The following is a 14,712-nucleotide window of genomic DNA, read 5'->3' as shown; positions in this document are numbered from 1 at the left end:
CCTCATCCACGCCGCACAATCACCACACGCCTGACACAGCCGGCACACCACCCCCACCTACCGCGCACACCACCCACACAAACCCGAGGAGAACCTCATTCAGCGCATCCGGCTGTGGGGGATGGGGATCAGGTCTGGGACGATCGAACGCTGCTGATTCGGCGCGACAAGTGGAGGAGATCGAGTGTCCGGGCGAGGGCCGTTTGGAGTAGGGGACCGGGTACAGCTGACGGACCCGAAGGGGCGGCGCTACACCATCGTGCTGTCCGAGGGCGGGGAGTATCACACGCATCGCGGTCTGCTGGCGCACGACGAGCTCATCGGCAGGCCGGAGGGGTCGGTGGTGAGCTCGGCAGGCGGCACGAGCTACCTGGCGATGCGCCCGTTACTCGCGGACTACGTCCGGTCGATGCCCCGGGGTGCGCAGGTCATCTACCCCAAGGACGCGGCACAGATCGTGATGTGGGGCGATGTGTTCCCCGGCGCCCGCGTCCTGGAAGCCGGTGCGGGCTCGGGGGCGTTGACGTGCTCGTTGCTGCGGGCTGTCGGGCACGACGGCAGCGTAATCTCCTACGAGTCCCGCGAGGACCACGCGCGCCACGCCAGGACGAACGTCGAGCGGTTCTTCGGGCAGCAGCCGGAGAACTGGTCCTTGCACGTGCAGGACATCGCCGAGCACACCGGGGAGGTCGATCGGATCGTCCTGGACATGCTCTCCCCGTGGGACTCCCTTCCCACCGTGGCCGCGAACCTTGTCGCGGGCGGGGTGCTGACCGTCTACGTCGCCACCGTCACGCAGCTGTCCCGTATCGCCGAGGCGCTTCGCGAGCAGCAGTGCTGGACCGAGCCGGAAACCTGGGAAACCATCGACCGGCCGTGGCATGTCGTCGGTCTCGCGGTGCGGCCGGAACACCGCATGCAGGGGCATACGGCCTTCCTGCTGACCGCGCGGCGGCTGGCCGACGGCGTAACGCCGCCCCGCGTGCATCGGCGGCCGAGCCGGGGCTGACCGGCCCGGCGTGGCGGCGCCGGGTGGTGGGACGGTCACTGCGCAGCGGTTCGACCACCCGTCACGCACCAGCGCGACCCGTTGCGAACGAGGTGGAGGGTTACTTCCTCTGCGGCCGAGCCCACCTCGGCGAGCACCACGCAGTGCGCCCGGTCGGGGTCGGCCGTATCGACGACAGGGTCGCCGAGCAGCGTGAACCGCGCTTGCGGCGCGATCTCGGCCAGATCCTCCGCGCGGGTACCGGACGGATCACACAGTACCCGCCGGAACCGTGCGAGGTCCCTGGCGTTGGCGGCAGCAACCAGCTCGTCGGCGACGCGCCGTGCCTCGGCCGTGTGCGAGCCGCCCGTGCGTCGCGCGGCCCCGGCATCGCTCCGGCCTTCGGGGGAACCGGGCGGCGGCTCGGTGGCAGCGGCGCGTGACACGGCGGCTCGGGTCGTGCTCGCGTTCAGCAACAACGCGAGGACCCCGATGCCGGTGGCAAGGACCAGTACGACCCCGACGGCGACCCCCAGGGCCATACTCCCGCGCTTCGACCTCATGCCGGCCGCCCTTCCCCAGTCAGGTGACGCACCACCGGCCGGACTCCTTGTTCATGGACAGCTCCCTCGATTCGGTGACCTTCTCACCGTTGTCCGGATCCGTTCCGGTCACCTCGAACGGCGCCGTCGCGGAGTCGCCGTCGATCACCGGATCGCCGGTGAGCCGGAACTCCTCGTCGGTGAAGTCGTCGAACGCGTCGTCCGCCGGCTCGTCGGGATCGCAGGAGACCGACCGGGCGAGCGCGGTATCGCGCTCGTTGAGCGCCTGCATGGCCGTCTCGGCCGTATCCCGCGCTTCCTCCTGGTCCTGGGCACTGTCCTGCCCGCCGTCGTCCTGTCCCTCGTCGGGTTCCTGCACGTCCGGCGCAGGGGGTACGTCCTCCTGCTGACCCCCTTGCTGCTCGGCGGGGTCGTCCTGCTGCTCGGTCTGCTCGGTGGCCTGCTGTGCTTCGTCCTCGGGCTCGTTGCCACCCAGAATCAGGATCAGTGCCACGATCCCGCCGACGACCAGCAGTGCAGCAGCCACGGCGACACCGATGAGGACCCCTCGCTTCCTCCGCTCGCGGTCCGCCTCGTCGAACTCGTCGAACCCGCCGGGAGGACCGCCTGCGCCGGGCGGGCCGTAGCCGCCGCCGTACGGATCCTGCGGCTGCCCGTAGGCACCGGTCGGGCCGTAGTCACCGGTCGGGTCAGCGGGGTACGGCGCCGGCTGGGTGTACTGCCTGGTGGGGTCGGGCCCCGGCGGCGGCTGATGGTGCGGCCAACCACCGCCTGGCCCGCCGTGCTGCGGGGAACCACCCGGCTGCTGTCCGTACCCTGGAGGGTGTGGAGGTTGACCGCCGGGAATGCCATCCCCCGGCTTGGGTCCGTACGGGTCCTGCGGACCGTCCGGTCCCGGCTGTCGCGGAGGCTGCGTCATGGAGATCCCTTCATGGCGTATTGACAAGGATCCGGGTGTCCGGCCGGCGCGCGCCGGTGACGCCGGTGTGGCACGCGGTACGGCATCCTACGCGAAGTCGTTATCCGGCTCGGTGTGTGTGGAGCGTGCCACACTCTCCGTGGCCTTGTCGGCGGGTTCACGGGATCTGCTCGACAATCCGGTCAGCCGGAGGGACTATTCGTACTCGGCCAGCGATGTCCGAGGTTTGCGCGAGATCAACTCCGGGTAGCCGAATACCCGGCCCCCGGTACACGAAATCGGACCATTGCGTCAACGCACCCGCTGTGTTTGGGAGGCGACGCGTCGATTCTGTAATACAGAAAGGGCTTTGATTGCGGAAGATCACCGGTACCGTTGAGGGAAATACGTCCGAGGAGGTGCCGCATGCAGAACGACCACCCCGGTAGCCGGCAGGACGACGCCGAGCCGACTGATACCAGCGGCACGACGAGGGACGCCGCCACTGACAGCGAGCTCGCCGAGGAGCAGGCGCGGCAGATTCGCTTTCTCGAGGAGGAAGTGGCTCTCCTGCGGCGTAGGGCAGCCGGTTCGGCGCAGAGTGACAGGGTGCTCGAGCAGCGTCTCGCGGAGGCGTCGGAGCGGATCAACCAGCTGACCGAACGCAACAACAAGCTCGTCGAGACGTTGCGTGACGCGCGTTCGCAGCTGCTTGCCCTGCGGGAAGAGGTGGACCGCCTCGCTCAGCCGCCGAGCGGCTACGGTGTGTTCCTCGGCGCCTACGAGGACAAGACGGTCGACGTGTTCACGTCGGGACGGAAGATGCGCGTCTCGGTCTCGCCGAACGTCGACGTCGAGAACCTGCGTCGTGGTCAGGCGCTGCGGCTCAACGAGGCGTTGACCGTGGTGGAGGCCGGTGAGTTCGAACGCACCGGCGAGGTGTGCGGGTTGCGCGAGGTGCTCGCCGCACCGAGCGAGGACCAGTGCGCGCGGGCGCTCGTCGTCGGGCACACGGACGAGGAGCGGGTCGTCTTCCTCGCCGACCCGCTCGCCGACCAGGAGCTCAAGTCGGGCGACTCCCTGCTGGTGGACAGCAAGGCCGGTTTCGCGTACGAGCGGGTGCCGAAGGCCGAGGTCGAGGACCTCGTGCTCGAGGAGGTCCCGGATGTGCGCTACGAGGACATCGGCGGGCTCTACCGGCAGATCGAGCAGATCCGGGACGCGGTGGAGCTGCCGTTCCTGCATGCGGACCTGTACCACCAGTACCAGCTGCATCCGCCGAAGGGCGTGCTGCTGTACGGGCCACCCGGTTGCGGCAAGACCCTCATCGCCAAGGCCGTGGCGAACTCCCTGGCGAAGCAGGTCGCGGCAGGACGAGGCGACGAAGGGCTCAGCGACGCCAAGTCGTACTTCCTCAACATCAAGGGACCGGAGCTGCTGAACAAGTTCGTCGGTGAGACCGAGCGGCACATCCGGCTGATCTTCCAGCGCGCGCGGGAGAAGGCATCGGAAGGCACCCCGGTGATCGTGTTCTTCGACGAGATGGACTCGATCTTCCGTACCCGGGGCAGCGGCGTGTCCTCGGACGTCGAGACCACGATCGTGCCCCAGCTGCTCTCCGAGATCGATGGTGTCGAGGGTCTGGAGAACGTGATCGTGATCGGTGCCTCGAACCGGGAGGACATGATCGATCCGGCGATCCTGCGGCCGGGCAGGCTGGACGTCAAGATCAAGATCGAGCGTCCGGACGCCGAGGCTGCCAAGGACATCTTCTCCAAGTACCTCAATGCCGACCTGCCGATTCACGCCGAGGATCTGGCCGAGTTCGGCGGCGACGAAAGCTCGACCATCGAGGCGATGGTCCAGCACACGGTCGAACGTATGTACGAGGAGAGCGACGAGAACCGCTTCCTCGAGGTCACCTACGCCAACGGTGACAAGGAGGTGCTGTACTTCCGGGACTTCAACTCCGGCGCCATGATCGAGAACATCGTGGACCGGGCGAAGAAGGCCGCGATCAAGTCGGTCCTGGAGACCAAGAAGCCGGGGCTGCGGGTGCAGCACCTGCTCGACGCGATCGTGGACGAGTTCGCGGAGAACGAGGACCTGCCCAACACCACGAACCCGGACGACTGGGCGCGTATCTCGGGGAAGAAGGGCGAGCGGATCGTCTACATCCGCACGCTGGTCACCGGGAAGAACCAGGACTCGGGTCGGGCGATCGACACCGCGACGAACACCGGGCAGTACCTCTGAGGGCCCTACGACAACCGACCGCGCGGGCGGCGCCGGGAATCGTTCCCGGCGCCGCCCGTCGCTGTGCCGCCCTCGGCCGGTCACTGTCGGCCACGTCGTTCACCATGGATCCCTCTCGGGTGCGCGGGCATCACGGAAGCCGGCACATGGCGGGGCGATGGCAGACGTGACCCGGTTCGGCGTGGGGCTGGCCGCCGTCGGGAGGCCCGCGTACATCAACCTGGGCCGGGCGCAGGAGCTGCCGGCCGAGCGGAGTGTCGAGGCGATGCGCGCGGTGACGGCCTCGGTGCTGGACACCGCCTATGCGGCGGGGGTGCGCTGGATCGATGTGGCGCGCTCCTACGGAAGGGCGGAGGAGTTCCTCGGCGAGTGGATGGCCCAGCGCGGGTACCCGGCTCTGACGGTCTCCAGCAAGTGGGGCTACGCCTACGTCGGTGGGTGGCGCACCGACGCCGAGGTGCACGAGGTCAAGGAGCACTCGCTTGCGCGACTGACCGCACAGTGGCTGGAGAGTCGCGAGGCGCTCGGCGACACCATCGCGGTCTACCAGGTGCATTCGCTGACCCTGGACAGCCCGCTGTTCACCGACCGGCCGCTGCTGCGGGCACTCGCCGACCTGGCCGCGAGCGGGGTGCGGGTGGGATTCTCCACCTCCGGTGCCGCGCAGGCCGATGTGATCCGGGCTGCGCTGGACCTGGAGGTGGGCGGGGAGCGGGTGTTCACAGCTGTGCAGTCCACCTGGAACGTCCTCGAGCCGTCCGCGGGAGCTGCTCTTGCCGAGGCCCACGCCGCGGGATGCCACGTGCTGGTCAAGGAACCGCTGGCGAACGGGCGACTGGTGGTGGAGCCGCCCGCGCCGGTGACCCGGCTGGCCGCGCGACACCGGGTGGGGCCGGACGCGGTCGCACTGGCAGCGGTGTGTGCACAGCCGTGGGCGGACACGGTGCTGCTCGGTCCCGCGAGCGCGGGCCAGCTGGAGTCCAATCTCGCGGCCGCCGGTGTGACGCTCGACGGCACGGAGCTCGCAGCGCTGCACGAGCAGGCCGAGGCCGCGCACGCGTACTGGCAGCACCGCGGCCGGCTGGCCTGGAGCTGACCCGACCTTCCGGGGTGGGCGAGGCGCTGGAGTGCCCGTCCGGCACGCCGCCGCATGTGATGGGCGAGTAATGACTGCGCACGGCATCGCGGGGACGGAAGCGCCCGGGGCAGTAGCGCGACCCGGCGGGGCGTCCATTATGTTGGATCCTTGCCCGACTCCGGTGCGTGGGAACACGGCGCGGGAGTGCCCCGGATCATGAGGAAAGGGTTGGACGGTGCGTCACGGGCCGATGACGGCGATGGTCGGGGTCGCGCTCGTCGCGGTGGTCTCCGCGTGTGCGGACCGCCCCAATGACCTGGACACCTACTACGACGACCGGGACGGCTCGACCGAGCGGGCGCAGCGGGCCGACGAAACCGGCGGCCCCGGAAGCGACGGTGCGCCTGCCGGTACCGCCGGTGCGGAGGCCCAGCGCACGGCGGGCGCCGCGCTGATGTGGGACGGCGACGTCGCCGAGGAGGGGGTGCAGCGTCGGGAGTCCGGTCCCGGCGCGCCCGAGGGCTGCCTGGCCGAGGTCCTGGGCGGTGACGAGGGAGACGCCTCGGACAGTGCCGGGGACAGCGGTGATACGGACAGTGATGAGGGTGCGGACTCCTACCACGCCGCCGCCTGGGAGTACCCCACCGGTTCGCAACTGGATCACTATGTCACCGCGCTGCCCGCGGACTCCGGCTCCGTCCTCGCGGCTCTCGACTGCCCCGGCGAGCCGCTGGACGTGGACGTAGCGGGCATCGACGAGCACACCGCCCTGTGCGTGCACGTCGAGCAGGAGCACTCCACCTGCACGGCCCTTCTGCAGCACGAGCAGGTCTTCTCGGTGGTACGGGTCACCGCGCGGTGGGCGCCACGCGCCGAGGAAGCCATCGAGCGGCTCGCGCCGATCGCCGCCGACGCCCTGGAACGGCCGTAGGCCTGCTACCCGTAGGCTGGAGTCATGCGGCGGATCATGGGAACCGAGGTGGAGTACGGCATCGCGGTGCCGGGTGACCCCACGGCGAATCCAGTACTGACATCCACACAGGTCGTGCTCGCGTACGCGGCGGCAGCGGACATCCCGCGGGCGCGCCGGGCACGGTGGGACTACGAGGTGGAGTCCCCGCTGAGGGACGCGCGTGGGTTCGACCTCAGCGGGCAGGGCGGACCGCCACAGGACCCCGATGTCGAGGATCTGGGGGCGGCCAACGTGATCCTCACCAACGGGGCGCGGCTGTACGTCGACCACGCCCATCCGGAGTACTCGGCTCCCGAGGTCACCAACCCGCGGGACGCCGTGGTCTGGGACAAGGCCGGTGAGCGGGTGATGGAGCAGGCCGCGATGAAGGCTGCGACGGTTCCGGGGCAGCCACAGCTGCAGCTGTACAAGAACAACGTGGACGGCAAGGGCGCCAGCTACGGCACGCACGAGAACTACCTCATGGCCCGCAACACCCCGTTCACCTCGGTGATCACGGGGCTGACACCGTTCTTCGTGTCCCGCCAGGTCATCACGGGGTCCGGCCGGGTAGGTATCGGGCAGCAAGGCGAGGAAGAAGGCTTCCAGCTCTCCCAGCGTGCGGACTACATCGAGGTCGAGGTCGGCCTGGAGACCACGCTCAAACGCGGCATCATCAACACCCGCGACGAACCGCACGCGGACGCGGACAAGTACCGCAGACTGCACGTGATCGTCGGGGACGCGAACCTCGCCGAGTACGCCACCTACCTCAAGCTGGGCAGTACGGCGCTGGTCCTGGACATGGTCGAGGCCGGCTTCACGTTCGAGGACCTCAAGCTGCACGATCCGGTCCGTGCGGTGCGGCAGATCAGCCACGACCCCACGCTCAGGACGAAGGTGGAGCTGGCGGACGGGCGGCTGTTCTCCGGCCTCGACCTGCAGTACGCCTATCACGAGCGGGCCATGGCCTTCGCCGAGCGCGAGCGCGACGAGACCCGGGATGACGTGCTGTCGTTGTGGGGCGAGATCCTCGACAAGCTTGCCCGGGACCCCTCCGAGTGTGCCGATATGCTGGACTGGCCCGCGAAGCTGCTGCTGCTGGAGAACTACCGGGTCAGGGACGCCCTCGGGTGGGCCGCGCCGCGGCTGCACATGATCGACCTGCAGTACTCGGATGTGCGCCTGGACAAGGGCCTGTACAACAGGCTGGTCACGCGCGGCTCGATGCGGCGAATGGTCGGCGAGGACGAGGTACACGCGGCGATGACCGCGCCGCCGGAGGACACGAGGGCTTACTTCCGGGGACGGGCACTCGAGAAGTACGCGGCCTCGATCGCCGCCGCCTCCTGGGACTCCGTCATCTTCGACGTCGGCAAGGAGTCGCTCGTCCGTATCCCCACGCTCGAGCCGTTGCGGGGCACCAAGGCGCATGTCGGGCAGCTGCTCGACGAGGCCGAGACCGCTGAGCAGCTCGTGGCGGAGCTGACCGGCTGACGGGCAGGCGCGCCGGGGCATTCGTTGTACGAACGAGAACCCCGTACGGCCCGAATACTAGGTAGCCTGGACATGAGCACCGTTGATCAGGAGGCGACATGGCTCAGGAGAAGATCGAACGGCACGGCGGTGGCGACTCCGAGGAGGAGAACGAGGAGGGTGGCCCCGCGGGTCAGGAACGCCGGCAGGAGATGAACGAGGACGTCGACACGATCCTGGACGAGATCGACGACGTACTCGAGGAGAACGCGGAGGACTTCGTGCGCGCCTACGTGCAGAAGGGCGGTCAGTAGCAGGTCGCCGCGTGTCACGCGGCCGGGTCGTGCCCGCCTCGCCGGGTGTCGCGCACTCGCCCGCGTAAGCTCCGTTCCAGCGCACGTCACGTCAGAGAGATGGGAACCGCGAGAACGTATGGACAACACGTCGCCCGCGCACAACCGCGGGGCTCTGCCATCGGGTTACTTGTCAATGGAGTCCTCGTCCTTCACCGATTTCCTTCGCAACCAAGCACCTGACCTACTGCCACACAGCCGATCGAACGGCTCCGCCTCGGAGCTGTACGCACCGCACGGCACCACGATCGTCGCGATGACGTTCTCCGGTGGCGTCCTCATCGCGGGCGACCGCCGGGCCACGACCGGAAACGTGATCGCCTCTCGCGACCTGGAGAAGGTCTTCGTCACCGATGAGCACTCGGCAGTCGGTATCGCCGGTACTGCCGGTATCGCCCTGGAGCTCGTCCGGCTGTACGCGGTCGAGCTGGAGCACTACGAGAAGATCGAAGGGATCGCGCTGTCGCTGGACGGCAAGACGAACAAGCTGGCCACGATGGTGCGCGGCAATCTCGACGTGGCCATGGCAGGCCTCGCCGTCATACCACTGTTCGCCGGATACGACACCGAGGCGACCGAACCGGACAAAGCGGGACGTATCGTCTCGTTCGACGCCACGGGAGGCCGGTTCGAGGAAACCGCAGGCTACCACGCGATCGGTTCCGGATCGCTGTTCGCCAAGTCCTCGTTGAAGAAGCTCTACGATCCCGATGCCGACGAGGACCGGGCCGTCCGGGTCGCGATCGAGGCACTGTACGACGCGGCCGACGACGACACCGCCACCGGTGGTCCCGACCTGGTCCGACGTATCTTCCCCAGCGTGGTGACCATCACGGCCGATGGCGCCGCCCGGTTGTCGGACGAGCGTGCGGCATCCGTCGCCGAGGATGTCGTCGCGGCCCGCACCCGCGCCGAGGGCGGGACGGGCTGACGCCGGACGTCTCGAACGGCATTCGTACGCAGGCCAGGAGTGCGACCAGCAACCTGCTGAGAAGAGTGGAGATCGATCACCGTGACGATGCCGCTGTACGCATCCCCCGAACAGCTCATGCGCGACAAGTCGGAGTATGCCCGCAAGGGCATATCTCGCGGTCGCAGCGTCGTGGCGTTGAAGTACGCCGACGGCGTGCTGTTCGTGGCGGAGAACCCGTCACCGACACTGCACAAGGTTTCCGAGATCTACGACCGGATCGGGTTCGCCGCTGCCGGTCGCTACAGCGAGTACGAGAGCTTGCGCCGGGCCGGCATCAAGCACGCCGACCTGTGGGGTTACTCCTATGACCGGCGGGACGTCTCCGCACGCCAGCTGGCGAACGTCTACGCACAGACCCTGGGGTCGATCTTCACCGAACAGGTCAAGCCGTTCGAGGTGGAGTTGGCCGTGGCCGAAGTCGGAACCACACCGGAGGAGGACCAGCTCTACCGGTTGACCTACGACGGCTCGATCGTGCACGAGCCGAAGTACCTGGTGATGGGAGGCCAGACGGACCCCATCGTCAGCAAGCTCAACGAACGCTACGAGGCCGGTTGCTCGCTGGAGGACGCGGTGCGCCTCGCCGTGACGGTGCTCAGCGCCGCGACGAGCAACGGGTCCAGCAGCGAGCTCGGCAAGCTGGAGGTCGCGGTACTCGAGCGCGCGCGGCCGCGGAGGGCGTTCCGGCGCATCACGGGTGCGACGCTGACCGGCTTGATGCCCGACGCGGGGTCCGGTAAGGGCGACGGGACTGGCGACGAGTCCCAGGACGACACCGATACCTCGGCCGGGTCCGAGTCGAACGGCCCCGAGGGTGGGGCCGAGTCGGACAGCGGCGATGAGGGGGCGGGCCGATGAGCGGGCTGCACGCACCGATGACCCGCAACGCAGGCGGCAGCTCGGTACACGGTCGTCGACGAACCAGGTGTGCGTGATGGAACGTCGCATCTTTGGCATCGAGACCGAGTTCGGGGTCACCTGCACCTTCCACGGGCAGCGCAGGTTGTCCCCGGACGAGGTCGCCCGGTACCTGTTCCGCCGGGTCGTGTCGTGGGGGCGTTCGTCGAACGTCTTCCTGTCCAACGGCTCGCGGCTGTATCTGGACGTGGGGTCGCACCCGGAGTACGCCACGGCGGAGTGTGACGACCTGACGCAGCTGATCACACACGAGAAGGCGGGCGAGCGCATTCTCGAGGACCTGCTCGTCGACGCGGAGCGGCGGCTGGCCGATGAGGGCATCGGCGGTGACATCTTCCTGTTCAAGAACAACACCGACTCGGCAGGCAACTCCTACGGGTGCCACGAGAACTACCTGGTCGGCCGGTCCGGCGAGTTCTCCCGCATCGCCGATGTCTTCCTGCCGTTCCTGGTCAGCAGGCAGCTCGTGTGCGGCGCGGGCAAGGTGCTGCAGACGCCGCGTGGAGCGGTGTACTGCCTGTCCCAGCGGGCCGAGCACATCTGGGAAGGCGTCTCGAGCGCCACCACGCGGTCCCGTCCGATCATCAACACCCGGGACGAGCCGCACGCCGACGCGGAGCGCTACCGGCGGCTGCACGTCATCGTCGGGGACTCGAACATGGCGGAGCCGACCACGCTGCTCAAGGTCGGCGCCGCCAACCTGGTGCTGCAGATGATCGAAGAGGGCGTGCAGTTCAAGGACTTCACGCTGGACAACCCGATCCGGGCGATTCGCGAGATCAGCCACGACATGACGGGCAGGCGCAAGGTCCGTCTCGCGGGTGGCCGGGAGGCCTCGGCTCTGGAGATCCAGCACGAGTACCACAGGCGTGCCGTGCAGTTCGTCGATACGCACGGGGCCGACCCCATGACCAAACGGATCGTCGAGCTGTGGGGCAGGGCGCTGGAAGCCGTGGAGCAGCAGGACTACAGCAAGATCGACACGGAGATCGACTGGGCCATCAAGTACCGCTTCGTGGAGAGCTACCGGGCCAAGCGCGGCCTGGACCTGTCCAATCCGCGCGTCGCACAGCTCGACCTGGCCTACCACGACATCCGTCGCGGGCGGGGCGTCTTCGATGTGCTGCAGCGCAAGGGGCTGGTCAAACGGGTCACCGATGACGGTGAGATCGAGCTGGCCAAGGACACGCCGCCACAGACGACCAGGGCCAAGCTGCGGGGAGACTTCATCGCCGCGGCGCAGGCCGCGCAGCGCGACTTCACGGTCGACTGGGTGCATCTCAAGCTCAACGACCAGGCGCAGCGCACCGTGCTGTGCAAGGACCCGTTCCGCAGTGTCGACGAGCGTGTCGACCGCCTGATCGCGAGCCTCTAGCCCCGGCTGGGTGGGAGCCGAAGGTGACACCGGGCGCCCAAGTAGGCGCCGAACGTGACATTCGGCTCCCACCTCACTGCGGGAGGGACGGCGCCGCCGGCGTGCCGGTAGTGGTCGGTGCGCGGAAAGTCCGTACGACTGGCCCGATCCTGCCGCGCGTGACCAGATGTTGGCGTTAGGCTCGGGGCGTGTCAACCGCACGTGCCGAACGCCTGGTCAACCTGGTACTCGCGTTGCTGTCCACGCGCCAGTACCTCACAGCCGAGCGGATCAGGGCGACCGTCCCCGGCTACGCGGACGCGACCAGCGACGAGGCCTTCTTCCGCATGTTCGAACGGGACAAGGTCGAGTTGCGCGAGCTGGGTGTGCCGCTGGAGACCGGCCGTAGCTCGGTGTTCGACAGCACCGACGGCTACCGCATCGCACGCAGGGACTACGAGCTCGGGGACATCGATCTCGCCGCGGACGAGGCCGCCGCCGTCGGCCTGGCTGTCCGGCTCTGGGACTCGCCGGAGCTGACCGGGCTGGCAGGCAGCGCGCTCGTCAAGCTGCGTGCGGCGGGGGTGGAGGTGGACACGTCCGGCTCCGGGATCGTGCAGCCCCGGGTGCGCACCGAACCCGCCTTCACACCCGTGCTCACGGCGGTGCAGCAGGGTAGGCCGGTCCGGTTCGACTACCGGCGCGGCGACTCCGCCGAGCGCAGGACGCGGACCCTCGAACCGTGGGGCGTCGTGTCCTGGCGAGGGCGCTGGTACGCGGTCGGGCACGATCGTGACCGGCAGGCCGCACGGTGCTTCCGGCTCTCCCGCGTGATCGGGGAGGTCCGCCTGATCGGCAGTCCCGGGGAGGTGGAAGCGCCGCACGGGGTGGATCTGCTCGGCCTCGTCGCGGGTAACCCGGATGACGACGGGGGGCGGGTGAGTACAGCCCGCCTGTGGCTGGCGGAGGGCAAGGCGGCGGGCATCCGGCGGAAGGCCACCGTCATCGGCGGGCGTGCGCTGGGAGGAGAGCCCGGCGAGGAGGTGGAGATCGAGCTGTACTGCATGGACAGCGCTGCCCGGTGGATCGCCGGTTACGGTCCCGATGCCGTGGTGCTGGAGCCCGACGTGCTCGCCAAGACCGTCCATGAGCGACTGGATGCCATCGCCAGGGAAGGGATCCGGGCATGAAGGCTGTCGCGCAGCGGTTGCCGCGGTTGCTGGCGCTGGTGCCGTACTTGCTGGCGCGCCCGGGTATCAAGATCGACGATGCGGCCGCGGACTTCGACGTCACCCCACAGCAGCTGCGCAAGGACCTCGAGCTGCTGTGGATGTGCGGGCTGCCCGGTTACGGCCCGGGTGACCTGATCGACCTGTCCTTCGACGCCGACACCGTGACGGTCACCTTCGACGCAGGGATGCGGCGGCCACTGCGACTGACCGGCAGGGAGGCGACCGCGCTGCTGGTGGCGTTGCGCGCGCTGGCCGAGACGCCTGGTGTACTGGACGCCGACGCGGTCCGCAGAGCGATCGCCAAGATCGAGTCGGCGAGCGGGGAGGCACGACCGGACGGGGTGGTGATCGATCCGGGCGTACGCGAGTCCGACCCGACCGCGTCGACGCGGCGATCGGTCCAGGACGCGCTGACCAGGGCACGCGCGCTCCGGATGCGGTACTACACGGCGTCGACGGACCAGATCACCGAGCGGGTCACCGACCCGATGCGGATGCTCATCGTCGACGGGCACGGGTACCTCGAGGCCTGGTGCCGGCGCGCGGAGGGGGTGCGTATGTTCCGGCTCGACCGCATCGACATGCTGGAGGTGCTCGACGAGCAGGCCAGTGCCCCGCCCGACGCGGAGCCGATGGACGTCTCCGAGGGTCTGTTCCCGCCCCGGCCCGAGCACGGTGAGGCGGTCCTGGTGCTGGCTCCGGAAACGCGATGGATGGCGGAGTACTACTCCTGCGAGGAACTCGATGAGCTGGCGGGCGGCAGGTTGCGCGTCCGGATGCGCTACGGCGACGAGGACTGGATGGTGCGGCTCCTGCTCGGCCTCGGCGGGGACGTCAGCGTCGAGGAGCCGGTCGAGCTGGCCGAACGGGTCCGTTCCCGGGCGATCGAGGCACTGGAACGCGCCGGTCACCTGCCGGTCACCCGGGACTGAGGGGCGGGGAGTACAGTATCGGCGTGGGCGAGGTCACTGTGTTCACCATCCTCGGCGCCGTGCTTCTCGGCGCCCTCGCGACGCTGCTGGCGCTGTCCATGCGTACGTATCGCTCGTTACGCATGTGCCGCACGACGTCGCGGCTGGTTCTCGCAGGTCTGACCGGACACGTCCGGTTACTGCGGGCACGGGCCGCTGCCGTGCGCGTCGGGTTTCGGGAACGGTTCGGTGCTCGTTCGGGTTGATCCTTTTCCTGCTATCCAGTTAGCTGGATCGAGGAACAGTAGAATGGCCGAAAGGCAAGAAAGGAGGCCACGATGGGGCCTTTTTCACCGTGGCAGCTCGCTATCCTCGTCGTCGTGCTCGTCCTGTTGTTCGGCGCGAAGAAGCTCCCGGACGCTGCGCGCTCCCTCGGCAGGTCGATGAAGATCTTCAAGGCCGAGACCAAGGGCCTGCGTGAGGATGACGGTGCGGACTCGACGGCCGGGGCGTCCTCGGAGTCGGCTGCGCCTGCTGCGTCCGACCCGGACATGCGTCAGCTCCCCACCACGCAAGCCTCGGCGACGCGCACCGACAAGTCGGACGGCACGTCGTCGGACGAGCAGATCGCGGACCTGCAGCGTCAGCTGAACGAGATGAAGGGCAACGCTGACGAACCGCACCGGAACGCGAGCTGACGACCCGGCAAGTCGATCCCCGGGTTGCAACGGTGCATGCCGGCCGCACACGCGTCGTGTAC

At 68.7% G+C, this 14,712-nt stretch carries 15 protein-coding genes; 13 read left to right on the top strand and 2 right to left on the bottom strand.

The window, feature by feature from the left end:
- Positions 1-184 precede the first annotated feature (184 nt).
- The gene (locus CHB84_RS17845; RefSeq protein ID WP_089302775.1) at positions 185-1,009 is read left to right on the top strand and encodes a tRNA (adenine-N1)-methyltransferase; all 825 of its coding nucleotides are present in this window, start codon (positions 185-187) and stop codon (positions 1,007-1,009) included.
- Positions 1,010-1,044: 35 nt separating this feature from the next.
- Here CHB84_RS17845 and CHB84_RS17840 read toward each other — a convergent pair whose 3' ends face one another.
- Together CHB84_RS17840 and CHB84_RS17835 are read right to left on the bottom strand one after the other, a co-directional pair.
- Positions 1,045-1,551 carry a hypothetical protein gene (locus CHB84_RS17840; protein ID WP_141134722.1) on the bottom strand — a complete coding sequence of 169 codons (507 nt, stop codon included), beginning with the start codon at positions 1,549-1,551 and terminating at the stop codon, positions 1,045-1,047.
- A gap of 19 nt (positions 1,552-1,570) precedes the next feature.
- Complete coding sequence (locus CHB84_RS17835) at positions 1,571-2,470, bottom strand: hypothetical protein (RefSeq protein ID WP_089302773.1); 900 nt, start codon at positions 2,468-2,470, stop codon at positions 1,571-1,573.
- Positions 2,471-2,875: 405 nt separating this feature from the next.
- Between CHB84_RS17835 and arc the strand changes: the two genes are divergently transcribed.
- The 12 genes from arc (at position 2,876) to tatA (ending at position 14,650) form a co-directional block, all read left to right on the top strand.
- Positions 2,876-4,705 (top strand): proteasome ATPase, encoded by a 1,830-nt coding sequence (arc, locus tag CHB84_RS17825; RefSeq protein WP_089302771.1) that lies wholly within the window; start codon positions 2,876-2,878, stop codon positions 4,703-4,705.
- A gap of 157 nt (positions 4,706-4,862) precedes the next feature.
- Positions 4,863-5,801, top strand: coding sequence for an aldo/keto reductase (locus CHB84_RS17820; protein ID WP_089302770.1), 939 nt, complete (start codon positions 4,863-4,865; stop codon positions 5,799-5,801).
- A gap of 232 nt (positions 5,802-6,033) precedes the next feature.
- On the top strand, positions 6,034-6,714 hold the full coding sequence (locus CHB84_RS17815) for a hypothetical protein (protein ID WP_089302769.1): 681 nt from the start codon (positions 6,034-6,036) through the stop codon (positions 6,712-6,714).
- A 24-nt stretch (positions 6,715-6,738) separates the two neighbouring features.
- Positions 6,739-8,232, top strand: coding sequence for a depupylase/deamidase Dop (gene dop / locus CHB84_RS17810; protein WP_089302768.1), 1,494 nt, complete (start codon positions 6,739-6,741; stop codon positions 8,230-8,232).
- Positions 8,233-8,330: 98 nt separating this feature from the next.
- Positions 8,331-8,525 carry a ubiquitin-like protein Pup gene (locus CHB84_RS17805; protein WP_089302767.1) on the top strand — a complete coding sequence of 65 codons (195 nt, stop codon included), beginning with the start codon at positions 8,331-8,333 and terminating at the stop codon, positions 8,523-8,525.
- 118 nt (positions 8,526-8,643) lie between these two features.
- A complete protein-coding gene (prcB, locus tag CHB84_RS17800; RefSeq protein ID WP_089302766.1) occupies positions 8,644-9,495 on the top strand; it encodes a proteasome subunit beta in 852 nt (283 codons plus the stop codon).
- A gap of 81 nt (positions 9,496-9,576) precedes the next feature.
- Entirely contained in the window at positions 9,577-10,395 is an 819-nt protein-coding gene (gene prcA / locus CHB84_RS17795; RefSeq protein WP_089302765.1) for a proteasome subunit alpha, read from the top strand.
- Positions 10,396-10,471: 76 nt separating this feature from the next.
- Positions 10,472-11,830, top strand: coding sequence for a Pup--protein ligase (gene pafA / locus CHB84_RS17790; protein ID WP_089302797.1), 1,359 nt, complete (start codon positions 10,472-10,474; stop codon positions 11,828-11,830).
- 188 nt (positions 11,831-12,018) lie between these two features.
- Positions 12,019-12,999, top strand: coding sequence for a helix-turn-helix transcriptional regulator (locus tag CHB84_RS17785; RefSeq protein WP_089302764.1), 981 nt, complete (start codon positions 12,019-12,021; stop codon positions 12,997-12,999).
- Positions 12,996-13,973 (top strand): helix-turn-helix transcriptional regulator, encoded by a 978-nt coding sequence (locus CHB84_RS17780; RefSeq protein ID WP_089302763.1) that lies wholly within the window; start codon positions 12,996-12,998, stop codon positions 13,971-13,973. The genes CHB84_RS17785 and CHB84_RS17780 overlap by 4 nt, the downstream gene beginning before the upstream one ends.
- A 23-nt stretch (positions 13,974-13,996) precedes the next feature.
- Complete coding sequence (locus tag CHB84_RS17775; RefSeq protein WP_089302762.1) at positions 13,997-14,218, top strand: hypothetical protein; 222 nt, start codon at positions 13,997-13,999, stop codon at positions 14,216-14,218.
- Between the two features lie 72 nt (positions 14,219-14,290).
- Positions 14,291-14,650, top strand: coding sequence for a Sec-independent protein translocase subunit TatA (tatA, locus tag CHB84_RS17770; RefSeq protein WP_089302761.1), 360 nt, complete (start codon positions 14,291-14,293; stop codon positions 14,648-14,650).
- Positions 14,651-14,712: the final 62 nt, after the last annotated feature.

The sequence above is a fragment of the Haloechinothrix alba genome (assembly GCF_900188115.1).
Classification (GTDB): Bacteria; Actinomycetota; Actinomycetes; order Mycobacteriales; family Pseudonocardiaceae; genus Haloechinothrix; species Haloechinothrix alba.
Note: the sequence above shows the minus strand (reverse complement) of the source record. Positions and strands in the feature narration are given on the sequence as shown.

What these genes read in the sequence shown, in the direction of transcription:
- CHB84_RS17805 (WP_089302767.1), top strand. Translation starts at nt 8,331, where the DNA reads ATGGCTCAGGAGAAGATCGAACGGCACGGCGGTGGCGACTCCGAGGAG.
- arc (WP_089302771.1), top strand. Translation starts at nt 2,876, where the DNA reads ATGCAGAACGACCACCCCGGTAGCCGGCAGGACGACGCCGAGCCGACT.
- dop (WP_089302768.1), top strand. Translation starts at nt 6,739, where the DNA reads ATGCGGCGGATCATGGGAACCGAGGTGGAGTACGGCATCGCGGTGCCG.
- CHB84_RS17835 (WP_089302773.1), bottom strand. Translation starts at nt 2,470, where the DNA reads ATGACGCAGCCTCCGCGACAGCCGGGACCGGACGGTCCGCAGGACCCG.
- CHB84_RS17780 (WP_089302763.1), top strand. Translation starts at nt 12,996, where the DNA reads ATGAAGGCTGTCGCGCAGCGGTTGCCGCGGTTGCTGGCGCTGGTGCCG.
- pafA (WP_089302797.1), top strand. Translation starts at nt 10,472, where the DNA reads ATGGAACGTCGCATCTTTGGCATCGAGACCGAGTTCGGGGTCACCTGC.
- CHB84_RS17815 (WP_089302769.1), top strand. Translation starts at nt 6,034, where the DNA reads ATGACGGCGATGGTCGGGGTCGCGCTCGTCGCGGTGGTCTCCGCGTGT.
- prcB (WP_089302766.1), top strand. Translation starts at nt 8,644, where the DNA reads ATGGACAACACGTCGCCCGCGCACAACCGCGGGGCTCTGCCATCGGGT.
- tatA (WP_089302761.1), top strand. Translation starts at nt 14,291, where the DNA reads ATGGGGCCTTTTTCACCGTGGCAGCTCGCTATCCTCGTCGTCGTGCTC.
- CHB84_RS17840 (WP_141134722.1), bottom strand. Translation starts at nt 1,551, where the DNA reads ATGAGGTCGAAGCGCGGGAGTATGGCCCTGGGGGTCGCCGTCGGGGTC.
- CHB84_RS17820 (WP_089302770.1), top strand. Translation starts at nt 4,863, where the DNA reads ATGGCAGACGTGACCCGGTTCGGCGTGGGGCTGGCCGCCGTCGGGAGG.